This window comes from Cupriavidus pampae, assembly GCF_914271485.1.
Lineage (GTDB): Bacteria > Pseudomonadota > Gammaproteobacteria > Burkholderiales > Burkholderiaceae > Cupriavidus > Cupriavidus pampae.
The window spans coordinates 177,199-191,466 of the sequence record NZ_CAJZAG010000004.1 but is presented as its reverse complement, the minus strand read 5'-3'; the positions used below and the strand labels follow the sequence as shown (position 1 = coordinate 191,466).

Annotated in this window: 17 protein-coding genes; 6 read left to right on the top strand and 11 right to left on the bottom strand. The window is 64.8% G+C overall.

All coding sequences use genetic code 11. The features are described from left to right. Window positions 1-300: 300 nt before the first annotated feature. Window positions 301-1,122 carry an IclR family transcriptional regulator gene (locus tag LDO41_RS11690; protein WP_223988058.1) on the bottom strand — a complete coding sequence of 274 codons (822 nt, stop codon included), beginning with the start codon at window positions 1,120-1,122 and terminating at the stop codon, window positions 301-303. Between the two features lie 151 nt (window positions 1,123-1,273). Between LDO41_RS11690 and LDO41_RS11685 the strand changes: the two genes are divergently transcribed. The 3 genes from LDO41_RS11685 to LDO41_RS11675 all read left to right on the top strand — a co-directional run bounded on the left by LDO41_RS11685 (window position 1,274) and on the right by LDO41_RS11675 (window position 4,268). Next, window positions 1,274-2,734, top strand: a complete 1,461-nt coding sequence (locus LDO41_RS11685) for an NAD-dependent succinate-semialdehyde dehydrogenase (protein ID WP_223988054.1) — start codon at window positions 1,274-1,276, stop codon at window positions 2,732-2,734. Window positions 2,735-2,819: 85 nt separating this feature from the next. Beyond that, complete coding sequence (locus tag LDO41_RS11680) at window positions 2,820-3,977, top strand: iron-containing alcohol dehydrogenase (protein WP_223988014.1); 1,158 nt, start codon at window positions 2,820-2,822, stop codon at window positions 3,975-3,977. 132 nt (window positions 3,978-4,109) lie between these two features. Then, entirely contained in the window at window positions 4,110-4,268 is a 159-nt protein-coding gene (locus tag LDO41_RS11675) for a DUF3309 family protein (protein ID WP_223988011.1), read from the top strand. A gap of 73 nt (window positions 4,269-4,341) precedes the next feature. Here LDO41_RS11675 and LDO41_RS11670 read toward each other — a convergent pair whose 3' ends face one another. Genes LDO41_RS11670 through LDO41_RS11660 form a run of 3 tightly spaced genes read right to left on the bottom strand, consistent with a single transcriptional unit; the run spans window position 4,342 to window position 6,324 of the window. Then, complete coding sequence (locus LDO41_RS11670; protein WP_223988008.1) at window positions 4,342-4,968, bottom strand: ParB-like protein; 627 nt, start codon at window positions 4,966-4,968, stop codon at window positions 4,342-4,344. Window positions 4,969-4,974: 6 nt separating this feature from the next. Further along, window positions 4,975-5,430, bottom strand: coding sequence for a hypothetical protein (locus LDO41_RS11665; protein WP_223988005.1), 456 nt, complete (start codon window positions 5,428-5,430; stop codon window positions 4,975-4,977). A gap of 36 nt (window positions 5,431-5,466) precedes the next feature. After that, a complete protein-coding gene (locus tag LDO41_RS11660) occupies window positions 5,467-6,324 on the bottom strand; it encodes an SDR family oxidoreductase (protein ID WP_223988002.1) in 858 nt (285 codons plus the stop codon). Window positions 6,325-6,539: 215 nt separating this feature from the next. On the opposite strand from LDO41_RS11660, the gene LDO41_RS11655 reads away from it, so the two are divergent. After that, window positions 6,540-7,181, top strand: coding sequence for a ParB-like protein (locus LDO41_RS11655; protein ID WP_223987999.1), 642 nt, complete (start codon window positions 6,540-6,542; stop codon window positions 7,179-7,181). A gap of 1 nt (window position 7,182) precedes the next feature. Here LDO41_RS11655 and LDO41_RS11650 read toward each other — a convergent pair whose 3' ends face one another. Together LDO41_RS11650 and LDO41_RS11645 are read right to left on the bottom strand one after the other, a co-directional pair. Next, window positions 7,183-7,719, bottom strand: coding sequence for a hypothetical protein (locus LDO41_RS11650; protein ID WP_223987981.1), 537 nt, complete (start codon window positions 7,717-7,719; stop codon window positions 7,183-7,185). 119 nt (window positions 7,720-7,838) lie between these two features. Beyond that, window positions 7,839-8,879 (bottom strand): DNA topoisomerase IB, encoded by a 1,041-nt coding sequence (locus tag LDO41_RS11645; RefSeq protein WP_223987978.1) that lies wholly within the window; start codon window positions 8,877-8,879, stop codon window positions 7,839-7,841. A gap of 249 nt (window positions 8,880-9,128) precedes the next feature. Here LDO41_RS11645 and LDO41_RS11640 point away from each other — a divergent pair, with 249 nt between their 5' ends. Beyond that, window positions 9,129-9,776 carry a DUF4142 domain-containing protein gene (locus tag LDO41_RS11640; RefSeq protein WP_223987973.1) on the top strand — a complete coding sequence of 216 codons (648 nt, stop codon included), beginning with the start codon at window positions 9,129-9,131 and terminating at the stop codon, window positions 9,774-9,776. A gap of 22 nt (window positions 9,777-9,798) precedes the next feature. Here LDO41_RS11640 and LDO41_RS11635 read toward each other — a convergent pair whose 3' ends face one another. From LDO41_RS11635 to LDO41_RS11625, 3 genes are all read right to left on the bottom strand, one after another. Then, window positions 9,799-10,719, bottom strand: coding sequence for an alpha/beta hydrolase family protein (locus tag LDO41_RS11635; protein ID WP_223987970.1), 921 nt, complete (start codon window positions 10,717-10,719; stop codon window positions 9,799-9,801). Next, the gene (locus LDO41_RS11630) at window positions 10,706-11,920 is read right to left on the bottom strand and encodes a DUF3182 family protein (protein WP_223987967.1); all 1,215 of its coding nucleotides are present in this window, start codon (window positions 11,918-11,920) and stop codon (window positions 10,706-10,708) included. Before LDO41_RS11630 ends, LDO41_RS11635 begins: the two co-directional genes overlap by 14 nt. A gap of 91 nt (window positions 11,921-12,011) precedes the next feature. Next, a complete protein-coding gene (locus LDO41_RS11625; RefSeq protein ID WP_223987948.1) occupies window positions 12,012-12,518 on the bottom strand; it encodes a low affinity iron permease family protein in 507 nt (168 codons plus the stop codon). A 181-nt stretch (window positions 12,519-12,699) separates the two neighbouring features. Here LDO41_RS11625 and LDO41_RS11620 point away from each other — a divergent pair, with 181 nt between their 5' ends. Beyond that, a complete protein-coding gene (locus LDO41_RS11620; RefSeq protein ID WP_223987945.1) occupies window positions 12,700-13,017 on the top strand; it encodes a BON domain-containing protein in 318 nt (105 codons plus the stop codon). 84 nt (window positions 13,018-13,101) lie between these two features. On the opposite strand, the gene LDO41_RS11615 is transcribed toward LDO41_RS11620, so the two are convergent. Then, window positions 13,102-13,563 (bottom strand): PRC-barrel domain-containing protein, encoded by a 462-nt coding sequence (locus tag LDO41_RS11615; protein ID WP_223987931.1) that lies wholly within the window; start codon window positions 13,561-13,563, stop codon window positions 13,102-13,104. A 61-nt stretch (window positions 13,564-13,624) separates the two neighbouring features. Then, the gene (locus tag LDO41_RS11610; RefSeq protein ID WP_223987927.1) at window positions 13,625-14,260 is read right to left on the bottom strand and encodes a hypothetical protein; all 636 of its coding nucleotides are present in this window, start codon (window positions 14,258-14,260) and stop codon (window positions 13,625-13,627) included. Between the last annotated feature and the right edge of the window lie 8 nt (window positions 14,261-14,268).

Here is a 14,268-nt window from a genome sequence, read left to right as displayed (position 1 = left end):
GTAAGTCACACGGGGACGGTTAGCGGGCGCCAGCCGACGACGGTAGACGACGGTAGACGACGGTAGACGATGGCAGACAATGACAGACGGTGGCGGCCGTACGGAACGAGTGGATGCCTGAGGATACTCGTTCGGCTCCCGCACCGACATAGCGAAACGTGCACTTTCCCACATCGCCCCCCATTTTCGTGCGGTCGCGCTTTTGCGTCACACACTGTCCACAGATATCCACAGGATCTGTGGATATCCTGAGCTTTCCTGCCGCCGGACGCCCATATGTGCGCTACCGCACTGGGATGCTCAAAATTTAAGCACTTTGCGATGCCCAAGCCTCGCCGACAGCTTGTCCGCGAGGTCTCGCACGCGTGGGCCGACCCGTACGGCTGTCGCCGTGTCGATTTCATTGCTCAGGTAACTCACGGCGATCGCTCCCACCGCCTGGTGTCCGCTGGTGTCGAATACCGGCGCGCCGAAACACGTCATGCCTTCGCGCATCTGGCCATTGTCGGTGGAATACCCCAGCGCCCGCACGGTATCGAGCTCGATGGCAAGCGCGTCCGGAGTGGCCACACTGGCACGCGTGAGCGGGTCCGGCCAGCGATCCACGAGTAACGCGCGGACGACCTCCGGCGGCAGCGTGCTGAGGATGGCCTTGCCGGTTGCCGTGTACGGCGCGGGCAGACGCATGCCGATGCGGAACGTGACGCCGAGCGGCCGGTTGCCATTGCGGCAGGCCAGATAGACCACCTCGGTATCGTCGAGCATCGACAACGTGACCGTGGCCTCGCCGAAGGCCTCGGTGGCTTCCCACAGCGTGCGGAACTCCTCGGTGATCTGGGTCTGGGACAGGAATGCGTTGGCCCAGCCCATGACGTGGGGGCCGAGCGCCATGGTGCCATCCGGCAGGCGTTTCACCAGATGCAGGTGCACGAGGGTTTCGCACAGGCCGTGCAGAGAGCTCTTGGGCGCGCCGGTGGCCCGGGCCAGATCCGCCAGTGACACCGGCTGGGGCGCTGCCGCCAGCGCGTCCAGCACCTGCACCGCCCGTACGACCGCCGGCGCGGTGGTCTTGAGCGGCGGCTGACCCGGGGCGCTTAATGGATCGTAAGAAGACTTGGGCATGGCGGCGGCTTGGTGGCTTGGTAGCTTGGTTAACCACGGAATAAGTTATAGACTCTCGAACATGACGTTCTATATGCGGAATGATGTTCCACCTATTGAACGATGTCAATGTCGCGATAACAATATCGCTGTAAAACCGAATATCACCTCCATGACCCAACCCATTCAACTCAAAGACGCCTCGCTCCTCAAGCAGCTAGCCTTCATCGACGGTCAATGGGTCGGTGCCGACAACGGCGAGACGTTGCCCGTCAACGATCCCGCCACCGGCGAGGTCATCGCCCAGGTGCCGAACCTGGGTGCCGCCGAAACCGAGCGCGCGATTGCCTCTGCCGAGATCGCGCAGAAGAGCTGGGCCGCGAAGACCGGCAAGGAGCGCGCGGTCATTCTGCGCCGCTGGTTCGATCTGATGATCGCCAACACCGATGATCTCGCGTATCTGATGACGCGCGAGCAAGGCAAGCCGCTGGCCGAGTCGCGCGGCGAGATTGCCTATGCGGCGAGCTTTATCGAATGGTTTGCCGAGGAAGCCAAGCGCGTCGATGGCGAAGTGCTGGCCTCGCCCGCCGCGGACAAGCGCCTCGTCACGCTGCGCCAGCCGGTGGGCGTGTGCGCGGCCATCACGCCGTGGAATTTTCCCGCAGCCATGATCACGCGCAAGGTCGCGCCGGCGCTGGCCGCCGGTTGCGCGATCGTAATCAAGCCGTCCGAACTGACGCCGTTGTCGGCGTTCGCGCTGGCCGAACTCGGCGCGCGCGCGGGCATTCCGGCAGGCGTGGTGCAGGTGCTGACCGGACATTCGAAGCCGATCGGCGGCGTGCTGACCGCCAGCCCGATCGTGCGCAAGCTGTCGTTCACGGGATCGACCGAAGTCGGTCGCCTGTTGATGGCGCAGTGCGCGCCGACCATCAAGCGCCTGTCGCTCGAACTCGGCGGCAATGCGCCGTTCATCGTGTTCGACGATGCCGACGTCGATGCCGCGGTGGAAGGCGCGATCGCCGCCAAGTACCGCAATGGTGGTCAAACCTGCGTCTGCGCAAACCGTTTCTATATTCAGGATGGCATCTACGAGGCGTTCGCCGAGAAGTTCGCGGCGCGCGCGGCCCAGTTGCAGGTGGGCAATGGCCTCGAGAACGGCGTGCTGATCGGACCGCTGATCGAACCGAAGGCCGTGGACAAGGTGAAGTCGCTCGTCGATGACGCAAAGGCCAAGGGCGCGCGTGTGATCACCGGTGGCGCTGCCCACGCGCTGGGCGGCACGTTCTATGCGCCGACCGTGATTGCCGATGCCACTGCCGACATGCGCATGGCTCGCGAAGAGATCTTCGGCCCGGTGGCACCGCTGTTCCGCTTCAAGGACGACGCGGAGGCCATCGCCGCCGCCAACGCCACCGAGTTCGGTCTGGCCGCCTACCTGTACACGCGCGATATCGCGCGCGCATGGAAGACCTCGGAAGCGCTCGAGTACGGCATGGTCGGGCTCAACACCGGCCTGATCTCCAACGAGGTGGCGCCGTTCGGCGGTATCAAGCAATCGGGCGTGGGCCGCGAGGGTTCGCGTCACGGCATCGAGGAATACCTCGAGATCAAGTACCTGTGCCTGCAGATGTAACGACCACCCGTTTGGGCCGGCCGGCGCATACTGTGCCGGCATGCCCGATACGGCAATGTCCAACGAGAAAGTCATTGGAGACAGCATGAACCCATTTCGCTTCCAGACGGTGCCGAGCATCGTCGTTGAATACGGCGCGGCGCGCCGGCTTGGCGCGCTGCTGCGCGAGTCATGGCCCGCCTTGCGCCGCCTTGTCGTGGTGACCGACGGCTTCCTGTCGAAGAGCGGCCTGCTGGTGCCCGCGCTCGAGGATCTTGCGCGTCACGGGTGGGAAGTGACCGTCATCGACGACGTGGTCGCCGATCCGCCCGAGCACGTGGTGCTGGAGGCAACCGAGCGCGCGCGCGTCGCGCGGGCCGAGGCCGTGCTCGGTCTGGGTGGCGGCTCGTCGATGGACGTGGCCAAGCTGATCGCGGTATTGCTGCCGGCCACGCAGTCACTCAAGGACATGTATGGCGTGCGCAAGATCACCGGCACGCGATTGCCCCTGGCACAGATCCCGACGACGGCGGGTACCGGTTCCGAGGTCACGGCGGTGTCGATCGTCACGACTGGCGAGACCACCAAGATGGGCGTGGTGGCGCCGCAGCTGTATGCCGATATCGCGATCCTCGATGCGGAACTCACGCTTGGCCTGCCGCGCGCCGCCACTGCGGCGACGGGCATCGACGCGATGGTGCATGCGATCGAGGCCTACACCAGTGCGCATCTGAAAAATCCGATCTCGGACATGCTGGCGCTGCGCGCGCTGGACCTGCTTTCGCGCAACGTGATGCTGGCCTGCGAGAACGGCCACGACCGCGCCGCGCGCGAGGCGATGCTGGTGGGCGCGATGTTCGCCGGCCAGGCCTTTGCCAACGCGCCGGTGGCGGCCGTGCATGCGCTCGCGTATCCGATCGGCGGTATCTTCCACGTGCCGCATGGTCTGTCCAACGCACTAGTGCTGCCGCATGTGATGAAGTTCAACGCGCCTAACGCCAGCAAGCTTTACGCGGAGCTGGCCGATGTGATCGTGCCAGGCACCACCGGTAGCTGCGAGACCAAGACCGCGGCCCTGATCCGCCACGTCGAAGGTCTGATCGAAGCCACCGGCATTCCGCGCACGCTGCGTGAAGTCGGCGTGCAGGAAGGCGATATCTCGCGGCTTGCGCGCGATGCGATGCTGCAGACCCGTTTGCTCGTGAACAACCCGCGCGAGGTGACCGAGCGCGACGCGTTCGAGATCTATAGCGCGGCATTTTGACGCTGCGCACGGAAACGACGTGTCACCGCGTGACGCGTCGTCTTATTCCTACACCGTAATCAGCCCCTTCCCGCCTCTTTGCCGCGTGTCGCTGCCCTACTCTTAAGACAAGACAAAAAAAGGAGAGCGTTCATGGGAATCGGCACCATCCTTCTTATTATTCTGATCCTGCTGTTGATTGGCGCGCTGCCCGCGTGGCCGTACAGCACTGGATGGGGATACTGGCCAAGCAGCGGCCTGGGGCTCATCGTCGTGATCGTGGTTCTGCTCGTGGTATTGGGCAGGATATGACGGTATAGGGACCGGAGACGGACCGGAGACGACGAGCCAGCGACGCCCCGCACAAGCGGGGCGTTTTTTGTTCTCAACCTTCTCGCGTGCCGCAACTGCCGATATAACCGGGCAATTTGCGCGCCTTGCGGCTGCGCGCCAGTTCGATCGCCAGCGACAGCGCGCGCCCGAAGCCCGCGATGCTGTGCATATCCTCTCGCAAATGCCGGTGCAGAAAGCGCGCCCAGCTGAAATCGCCATAGGCGTTGCCGGGCTTGCGATAGGCGCCGGCGTCGCGCGCGAACGCTGCCAGGCTGCGATATGGATCGTCACGCATGCCCAGCACGGTCGGCGGCAGCGCCTCGTGGCCCTGCCGGTTGCCATGTTCGTCGTACGCATTGACGTGCCCCAGTTCGCTCATCCGCTTCCAGAACGCATTGGGACCCAGATCGCTGAGGTCCGCGTCCACTGACACCGGCGCGCGGCGCCAGCCGAGTTCGAGCCACGCGCGTGCCCAGTGATGATGATCGGCGATATACAGCGCGCCGCCGGGGCCGCGGATCGTGCGAATGCGATGCCCACGCAAAAAGCGGCGCAGACCGCCGGTACTGCGCGGCCGCGAAGATACGTCCATCTTGTGGCGCACCTGATAGAGCCCGAGCGTCAGTTGCGTGGGACGCAGCGTGGCAAGGTCCGCCATCTCGTAGTCGGGCTTTGCCATGGCGCCTCAACTATTCTTGGTGACCTGATGGTCAACGAAATGTTCGAGTTCGCTGCCGGGATCTTCATTGCCGGTGCTCTCCACCGCGACCGCTTCTTCGGCGACAGGCTTTGCATGCGGATCACGCTTGGCGTCGCCGGCTTTGTCTCCCGACCCCTTCGAGACTGGCGCGGGCCACGGTTCGCCTTCGGGCTCGGCCCTGGCCGCGGCACCGAAGTCGGTCCACTGCCCGCCCTCCCACTTCCCCTCAGCATGAGCGACGTCTTTACCCCCGCCCGCGTTTAGCACGTCGGTGGCTTCCTTGCGACGCTCGCCTTTGGCATGCGCCGCAAGCATGACGCCTTCATCCGCGAGCGCCATGATGGAAACGTCCCACACCGAAAAACCGCGTTCATACAGTTTGCGTGCCACTTCCTCCGCATCCGCGGTGGACGCGAAACGTCCCGCTACGATCGATGACATGATGGGTCTCCTCTGGTGACGACTTGAATGACGGTGTCAGGCATTGACGATCTCGCCGCCGTTGATATGCAAAATCTGGCCCGTGATATAGCTGGCCGCATCCGAGGCCAGGAACACATAGCCGGATGCCACTTCATAAGGCTGGCCTGGGCGTCCCATCGGCGTCTTCTTGCCGAACTCGGCTACCTCGTCGGCTGTGAAGGTCGATGGAATCAGCGGCGTCCAGATCGGTCCCGGCGCCACGCCGTTGACGCGAATACCGCGCTTGACGATCTGGAGCGCCAGCGACCGCGTGAACGCGACAATGGCTCCCTTGGTCGAAGAATAGTCGAGCAGATGCGCACTGCCGCGATAGGCGGTGACCGACGTGGTGTTGACGATGGCGCCACGCGCGCGCAGATACGGCAGCACCGCGCGCGTGACGTGGAACATCGAGAAGATATTGGTGCGAAACGTCGACTCGAGCTGCTCGACATCGATGTCCTCGATCGACTCCTGTGGATGTTGCTCGGCCGCGTTGTTGACAAGGATGTCGAGTTCGCCAAAGCGCTCGAGAACTTGCGCCACCATGGCATCGACGTGAGAGATCTCGCCAATGTCGCCGGCGATCGCGAGCGCCTCGCGGCCCGCCGCTTCGATCAGGCGCACGGTTTCCCGCGCGTCCTCGTGCTCGTCGAGGTAGGCGATCGCCACATCGGCGCCTTCACGCGCGAACGCCACCGCGATGGCGCGGCCGATGCCGCTGTCGCCGCCTGTGATGAGCGCGCGCTTGCCTGACAGCCGGCCGCTACCCACGTAGTCGTCGGCACCGCTGTCGGGCTTCGGCGACATCCGGGCCTCGATGCCGGGCTGGCGGTCCTGATGCTGCGGCGGAATCTTGTCGGGTGTGCCCATATCTGTGGTCCTCCGAGGGGTCGGTCCGTAGAGGCCTGCGCAAGTATCGTGCCGCGCCGACGCTCTACTACCGGGCTGTCCCCGCGGACGCTGACTGGGTAACCGTTACAACGCGCGGCAATCATTGCCGCGCTCAGGGCGTGCGGAACCTCGGTCACGTGGGGCATGCTTTTTGCAGCAACTTGGCGAACGAAACGCTCAATCCAAGCCGACGCATGCCTACTCACCTTCGCAAGGGCGCCTGCCTTCGTGTTCCCGTCGATCATCTGCGGCCAACGCAGATCACGATTGGTGCGTACCACGTTTCACAGAAGATCCATGTTACGCGCCGCCTGCCGCGTGAGCGGCTCGGAGCGTTTCTCGATCGCCATCGGATCCATATCGTGATTGGCCCCGAGCACAGCATGTTCGTGGTCGACCATCATCACTGGGTACGCGCGTGGCATGAGATGGGCATCTCGACCGTTCCCGCCATCGTGCGCGCGGATCTCAACCATCTGTCATGGCGTGCGTTCTGGGTGCATATGGTCGAGCATCACCTCGTGCATCCCTACGACGAGCATGGCCGACGCCAGCCCATCAAAGCGCTGCCGCCGGATATTCACGGCATGCGCGACGATCCGTACCGCAGCCTCGAAGCGTTCGTGCAATTGGCCGGCGGCTATCGCAAGGTCAAGACTGCGTATCCCGACTTTCGCTGGGCCGACTTCTTCCGGCGGGAGATCGACGGGCCGCTGGACTCGCACCACACGTTCGCGGTGGCACTCGCGCGCAGCGTGCGGCTCGCGCATAGCCCGAAAGCGCGCAAGCTGCCGGGCTACCTGGGGCCTTGCCCGGCACGCGTGAAGGGGCGCTGAGTTACGCCAACGGCGTAATGACAGCGGGAACCGGGACCAAAGCGTCAACCGAGCGCGCACGGCGGGCCTGATCGCGCGCATGCGTCAGCACGCAGCACAGCAGGAGATAGGCGCGCTTGAACTCGCCGGCCGCCTCGCGCGTGCTGCCCGCCTGCACGTGCTCGAACGCCGCGTCCAGACGCGCTTCGATCCCGCTTTCGACATCGGGCTGCGTGAAGATTTCTCGCGGTCTGTCGTCCCACAGCGACATCATGTCGGCACGGCGGCCAGCCAGCACGGCGGCGTTCTCCGCCGCATGCTGTCCGCCCAGTTCCAGACGCAGCGAGCAGAGGGCATGCATCAGCACGCGCGTCTGGCGCAGGTCGGGACCACGCAATGGCTGCACACCATGGCGGCCACGGCGCCCCATCTGGGGCAAGGTTGCGAGTCGATGCAGTCGGGAAGGTTCAGCGGTGGCGGAAGCCTGAATCGCTTCCGCGGAGCCCGTTGCGGCGCAGCTGACTGTTGCCTGCGCGCAAGGGAAGATGTGTTGTTCCACTTGAGGCCTCGTACTACGTATGTTGTCGTTATTTGAATGGTCACCGCATCGTTGGCGGCTTCCTCCGACCTATGCGATGCAATTGCCATGCCCAGCGGTGCGTGCCTTGGGACGGAGCTTCAGGCAGCCTTGCGCGTGACCACGCGCGGCGCTGCGGACGCGGCCACGCTCGCCTCCAGCAGCGCGAGCAAGCGCGCTTCGTCGGCGCGCAGACGCAGGCCCGCGCGCGGCTCCGGCAAGGCATCGAGCGTATCGGCCATGAACGCGGCCAGCACGTCCGGATGCACGTAGCACTTGCGGCAAACCGCGACCGTATTGCGCAGCCGCTGCGCCACCGCCTTGATGACCGCCACCACCGCCTTCTTGCGCGCATTCTCGCCATCGGCCGGCGTCTTGCGGAGCAGCGCCAGCGCATGCACGCTACCGGCCCAGGTGCGGAAATCCTTGGCGGTGAAATCGCCGTCGGTAATCTCCTGCAGATAGGTGTTGACGTCGGTCGAGCCGACCTGGCGAATTTCGCCGTCGGTGTCCTTGTACTTGAACAATTGCTGTCCGGGCAGATCGGCGCAATTGCGCACGATGCGCGCAAGCCGCGCGTCGTTGACCGAGACGTCGTGCGTCACGCCGCTTTTGCCGGTGAACTGGAACCGCAGCCGGCTGCCGCGCACGGCGACGTGGCGCCGCTTGAGCGTGGTCAGCCCGTAGGTGCGGTTCTGCTCGGCGTAGCGCGGCGTGCCGACGCGCACCAGCGTGGCATCGAGCAAGGTCACGACGGCGGCCAGAATCTTCTCGCGCGGCATGCCGTTGCGGCGCAGGTCGCGCGCGATGCGGCTACGCACACGCGGCAGGGCAAAACCGAACGCCAGTAGCCGCGCATATTTGTCGGTGTCGCGCAGGGCGGTCCAGTCATTGTGATAGCGATACTGCTTGCGTCCGCGCGCATCGCGGCCAGTGGCCTGCAGATGGCCGTTCGGATCGGCGCAAATCCACACGTCTTCATAGGCCGGCGGAATGGCCAGCGCGTTGATACGCTCGATCGTGGTGTCGTCGTCGACTCGCCCGCCATCGGCATCCACATAAAAAAAGCCGGTGCCCGCGCGTTTGCGCAGGATGCCGGGCTCGGTGTCATCGACGTGACGCAGGCGGACAGTGGTGGTCATGCCGCAGCGCTACGCATGTCTCGTGCCATCGGCGTGGGCGTCATCGTGGACGTCATAACCGCCGCGCGATCACCGCATAGCGAGAGTCCGTTTGCAATTTTTGCGCGCGCCCGATGCAGAAACGGCGTGCGCGGACATTTGCTACAAACCCCTCGCCTTGTTCATGTCAGGTCGGGAATGCTTCTTGCGCCAACGTGTACACACAAGGGCGCATCAGGGGCGCATCACATCGAACCAGGAGTCTTCGCCATGCAGCCGAATCGAAATGACATGTCACGGCATCCGGCCTTACACGTCGCGGTGTGCGCGATGCTGATCGCCTCCCTTGGCTCCGCCCAGGCGCTCGCCCAGCCATCGGCATTCGTGCCGCTGGAAGTGCTGGTGTCGACCGATGCGCCCGCGCCGTCGACGGTGCCGCCCAACGCCGCACCGACCAAGCCACCCTCGTCGTCGCTGTCGACCGATGATCTGCGCTTTGTCGATGAAGCGCTGATGGCCAGCGAGATGGAGATTGCAGCCAGCGAACTCGCGCTGAAGGTCTCGGCCGACGCAAAGATTCAGGCATTTGCCCGCCAAATGATCAAGGACCATAGCGCGGCTGCCGAAGCGCTGCGCCGCATTGCTCGGGAGCGCGGCGTCACGCCGCAGAAGCGCGTGCCGGAGTCGCCCGAACTGGCACGCCTGCGCACGCTCAAGTCGCCGCAGTTCGAAGAAGCCTATGTGCGCACGGTGGCCGTGGACGCGCACGAGCAGGCCGTGCTGCTGTTCCAGAATCAGGCCACGCGGGGTAGTGACGCAGCGCTGCGCGGGTACGCCGAGAGAATGCTGCCGACCCTGCGCGAGCACCTGAAGATGGGGCGCGCGATGGAGGGACGCGTGACCGCCAGCGCCAGTTGAGTGTGCGTACTGAGCGCGCGTACTACTCGGCCGCGCGCGCGGGCGCGGCGGCGATGACCTGCGGATCGTTCTCGTCGTCGTTTTCGATGGTGACCGGAGGTGTGGTCTCCGCCGTGGGCAGCGACGGCGGCTCAAGCCCGCCATCGGCGCTTGCCTCCAGCGCCGCCGACGCGGATTTGCCCGGACGCGCGGAGATCGGCGCACCGGCCCGTGCCTCGGTAATCATCTCGCGCAGCCAGCCCACCAACAGTTTGCCGTAGGCCCGCTGGCTGTCCTCGCTGGAAAGTCCGTGATCGGCGTTCTTCAATTCGCGATAGGTAATTGAAGAAGCCTGCACGCAGGCATCGACGTAACTCAGCACCGCGGTCTTCGGCACAATGGCATCGTGCTCGGACGAGACCACTAGGATGTCGCCCTTGAAGTTCGTGCATGCGCGCAAGGCGCGGTTGGTGTCCGGCGCCACCACCTTCCGGCGATAGGCGACGAGGTCCTGATCCTTGTGCAATTGGCGCTTGGGCGAGTCCCAGCCACTGTCCATGTACAACGCGGGCGCGCGGAATGCCATCCATCGCACCGGTCGCAACTCGCTGAGCACTGCCGCGAGATAGCCGCCGTAGCTACTGCCGACCACCGCGATTGCATTCCGGTCGACTTCGGGATGACGGATCAGCATGTCATAGGCGGCGAGGACGTCAGCGAGGTTGCGGTTGCGGCTGACGGTTTCGTACTGTGCCGACGTCCCGGCATGGCCGGTCAGATCGAACGTCATGCAGACGCACCCGAGCGCCGCGACTTCCCGCGCGCGCATATGGTATTGCTGTTGACTGCCGCCCCAGCCGTGCACGAACAGCACGCCGGGCAGTTTGGTGGCGGGCATGATCACCGTGCCCGCGATGGTCCCTCCCTCGGTAGGGATCTGGATCGATTCTTCATGTGTTGCCATCGGAACTGGACTCCAGCATTGCGAATTTGACGAGCGCGCCGACATTGCGGTCTTCGCCCGCAAAGTAGACATCGGCGCCCGGAGGAATCGTGGCGTTCGCGTCGTAGCGCTCGCAGGTGGATGCGGTGGCGCGATTGCAGCGGGGATCGTCGCGGAACGCCTTCAGCACCGCGAGCTCGGCGCCCGAGGCACCGCCGGCGCGCCACGACTGCTCGAGCACACCGAGCCGCTGCCGGCCGTTGTCGGTGCCCATTGCGACATCGTAGTTGCAGCGCGAGATCAGCATGCCCGGAAAGCAGTCGATCGCGGCCGCGTGATAGTCGATGGCCGCGCGCACCGCATCGCGCAGATGCGTCTCGATCGGATGCGCCAGCAGGTCTTCGAGGGTGCCACGCACCGCGCGCAGCGTGGAACCACCATAGACCATGTTGCCATCGTGATTCTTCGTCAGCGTCTGCGTGCCGCAATAGCTCGCCCGCAGCCCGCCGAGTTCCACCTGCCCCACGCTGAACGTGGTCACGTCCTCGAGGTTGCGCTCGAGCACCACACCCTCGGCCTCGATGCGCGCAATGTCGATCGCCTCGAGCGCCGCGACCAGTTCGGCTTCGTTTCTGGCCACCTGCTGGCCGAGCCCGCCGATACCGCACGGCTCTTTGACGCGTACCGCACCGCCTTTCAGCATTTCGCGCCCCGCCGCGAGGGCATCGTCGCGATCGAACGCGGTATAGCCGGGCAGCACGCAATCGCGCACGCGCGCGGCAAACGCTTCGCTCCACCCTTCCGGCGCGCGCGCGTCGGGACGAATCAGCCCGTGCGAGATGGCCTTGGTGGCGATGAACGCCTGCGGCACCACACCACCGAACAGGTCCTCGATACTCGTGATGCCGAGTTGCTTCGCGCTGTCGACGCCCACGAGCGTGTCCGCCGGCACGAAGTACATGCGTGCGCTGGCGCCGGTGGGCCCATTGCGCACCGCGTCATAGCTGCCCGCAAATGTATAGCCGGCGATCTGCGCCACGTTGCGTGCCACGTGTGCCAGCGTGGCGCCCTGATGACTGCCGGGATCGTCGACATCGGCCCGCCCGTAGGCGACGACGCATACGTCGCGGTGAAGCGCGCGCGAATTGGGATCCTGCGCGGGGTCCTGCGCGGGAATACGCGCGGCCTGCGGAGCGGCAGAGGAAGTTGCGGTAGTCGCCATGGTGAGCTCCTGTCGGAAGTTGCGCCGGTCTGCTACTGCATGAACTGCATGATGTCCATTGCCTCCCCTGCCAGAACCATGCCAATGACCGCTAAGCCGGTTCGTGCTTCCGGTGCGTACCTCCCTCGCGCTGCAGACGTTCGTGCAACGCACGCGATTTGTCAGCGTGAATCTCGTTGGCCTCGTCGATCGAGTGGCTGCATTTGACGCCCCCTTCCCGGTCGGCCAGTTCCGCCAGGTGCCGGTAAAAACGCACGAGTTGACGCAGTTCGTCCTCGTCCAGATCCTCGATCGAAATCAGATGGTTGCTGGCCTGCTTGTGCGAAGCAATCAATTCGTTGAGCTTCAGATGGACCGCGGTCGAGTCCTTGTTCTGGCTCTGCTGGATCAGGAACACCATCAGGAACGTGACGATGGTGGTACCGGTGTTGATCACGAGTTGCCAGGTTTCGGAATAGCCGAACAAGGGGCCGCTGATGGCCCATGCGAGCACGACGAACAGTGCCAGGGCAAATGCCGCAGGCGAGCCGGCCTGACGCGTGGCGGCCCCCGCGAAGCGATCGAAAAGATGCATGAGGCTGTGGCGTGGGAAGTCCATGACGGCGCTCCGGCGGGTTTAGCAAATGTTCTGCGTAAATTCTACGAAGCGCGCGTCGCAATGGTTAGCCGGTGCCGTCCTACATGACGTGCCAGTGCAGATGCTGTGTCGGTGGGGCACGGTACGTGCTACGTTGAAGACATCCGTCGACAACGACGACCTGGCAACGAAAGGAGCCGTGATGACAGACAACGATGACGAGATGCTGCGGGAGCGGGTGGGAACCTGTATCGCGGAGGTGTGCGGTGGGGATATGCCGGACACGGTGACCGTGCACGTGGTCGATCGGCGCGTCACGCTGAGCGGACGGGTGGAGGACATCGATCTGTCGCAGCGGCTGGAGAAGGCCGCGGCCACGCCACCGGGTATTCTCGGTGTGTCAAATCAACTGACCACGCGGGTGCCGCCGCCGGTAGAGCCGCCGGGCCAGCCAGCGGCAAGCGGCATGCGCGCCGATCCGATGGAACGGCCCGCCGGCCAGATCAATCACAAGGTCTAGAACAAGGTCTAAAACAAGGTCTGAGCGCGGACGAAACACACCCGATCCGGCGCTGGCGCCAGACCGGGGGCGGCACAGGCATGTTTATGCCCACGGATCGTAGCGATCCGACTCCCAGTACGGCGAGATGCCGTAGTACTCGTGGATGCTCGTGCCCCATTCCGAGTTGGCCATGTTGGGCCAATGCTCCTTGTCGAAACCGGGCGAGGCCTTGATCCGATCCTTCTCCACGCCGAGCACGAAGCATTTGCGCCGCGTATCGAGCGTGAGGGCCGACCATGGCAGCGCGTGGAGCTTCTCCCCGATACCGAGGAATCCGCCCATCGCCAGCACAGCGTAGGCAATCCGCCCACCGACCACGTCGAGCATGATGTGGTCGATGGTGCCGATCTCCTGGCCCGACGGATCCACCACCTTGTTGCCCTCCAGCGTGTCCGACGCCATCACGAACGGCCCGCATCCCTGAGGGTTCTGGTCCGCGCCACCGATGATGGCTGCGCCGCGCGGTGGCACGCTCGATGGCGCTTGCGGGTCATTGACGTTCATGGACTTCTCCTGAGGTAACAGCGTCGGGGTCAATTGAAAGGGGCGGAAGGGTACCAGCATGTCAGCGCGTCTCCATGGGCGTTACGCCGGGCTCGGTGGCCCCCTTGGGGGCCACCCCGGCGAGTTTTGGTGGCGCCAGCGGATCGAAGTCTTCCCAGCGGCCATTGCGCCACTGTCCTTCGGCGTGTTCGACTTCCTCGGCACCGCCGGTGCGCAACAACTCGGTGGCCAGCGCGGTGTTATCGACGGAGACATGCGCGGCGAGCAATACGCCAGAGCTGCGCACACGCGGCTCACCGGTGCGCGGATCGCGGCGTTCGCTGCCGGTCATGTTGAGGGCGCCGATCAGCGAACCGAGATACGCACCTACGCCGGTGGTCAAGGCCAGCGTCAGCACCATCAACCAGCTTTGCAGCGGGGCCTGCATCCACGCGCGCATCGCGACACACGCGCAGACGCCCACGCCCACACCGACCGCCGCGCCGAACATGATGCCGCGGCCGGCGCCCTTGCCTGTCTCGCGCGCGGCGGGGTCGACCGCGCGGTCGCCACCGATCGGATAGGTGCCATGCTGGCCCGGGGGATTCACGTAGAACATGCTCAGATCATCCTGACGGAAGCCCTGTGCAAGCATGCGGTTGGCAGTGTTCTCGGCATGGGCGAAGGTTTCGAAGCGTCCTGCAATGATCGTAGACATCGTTTCCC

Bases quoted from the DNA above. Each gene is read 5' to 3' on its own strand.
- LDO41_RS11690 (WP_223988058.1), bottom strand. From the start codon at position 1,122: ATGCCCAAGTCTTCTTACGATCCATTAAGCGCCCCGGGTCAGCCGCCG.
- LDO41_RS11685 (WP_223988054.1), top strand. From the start codon at position 1,274: ATGACCCAACCCATTCAACTCAAAGACGCCTCGCTCCTCAAGCAGCTA.
- LDO41_RS11680 (WP_223988014.1), top strand. From the start codon at position 2,820: ATGAACCCATTTCGCTTCCAGACGGTGCCGAGCATCGTCGTTGAATAC.
- LDO41_RS11675 (WP_223988011.1), top strand. From the start codon at position 4,110: ATGGGAATCGGCACCATCCTTCTTATTATTCTGATCCTGCTGTTGATT.
- LDO41_RS11670 (WP_223988008.1), bottom strand. From the start codon at position 4,968: ATGGCAAAGCCCGACTACGAGATGGCGGACCTTGCCACGCTGCGTCCC.
- LDO41_RS11665 (WP_223988005.1), bottom strand. From the start codon at position 5,430: ATGTCATCGATCGTAGCGGGACGTTTCGCGTCCACCGCGGATGCGGAG.
- LDO41_RS11660 (WP_223988002.1), bottom strand. From the start codon at position 6,324: ATGGGCACACCCGACAAGATTCCGCCGCAGCATCAGGACCGCCAGCCC.
- LDO41_RS11655 (WP_223987999.1), top strand. From the start codon at position 6,540: ATGCCTACTCACCTTCGCAAGGGCGCCTGCCTTCGTGTTCCCGTCGAT.
- LDO41_RS11645 (WP_223987978.1), bottom strand. From the start codon at position 8,879: ATGACCACCACTGTCCGCCTGCGTCACGTCGATGACACCGAGCCCGGC.
- LDO41_RS11640 (WP_223987973.1), top strand. From the start codon at position 9,129: ATGCAGCCGAATCGAAATGACATGTCACGGCATCCGGCCTTACACGTC.
- LDO41_RS11635 (WP_223987970.1), bottom strand. From the start codon at position 10,719: ATGGCAACACATGAAGAATCGATCCAGATCCCTACCGAGGGAGGGACC.
- LDO41_RS11630 (WP_223987967.1), bottom strand. From the start codon at position 11,920: ATGGCGACTACCGCAACTTCCTCTGCCGCTCCGCAGGCCGCGCGTATT.
- LDO41_RS11625 (WP_223987948.1), bottom strand. From the start codon at position 12,518: ATGGACTTCCCACGCCACAGCCTCATGCATCTTTTCGATCGCTTCGCG.
- LDO41_RS11620 (WP_223987945.1), top strand. From the start codon at position 12,700: ATGACAGACAACGATGACGAGATGCTGCGGGAGCGGGTGGGAACCTGT.
- LDO41_RS11615 (WP_223987931.1), bottom strand. From the start codon at position 13,563: ATGAACGTCAATGACCCGCAAGCGCCATCGAGCGTGCCACCGCGCGGC.
- LDO41_RS11610 (WP_223987927.1), bottom strand. From the start codon at position 14,260: ATGTCTACGATCATTGCAGGACGCTTCGAAACCTTCGCCCATGCCGAG.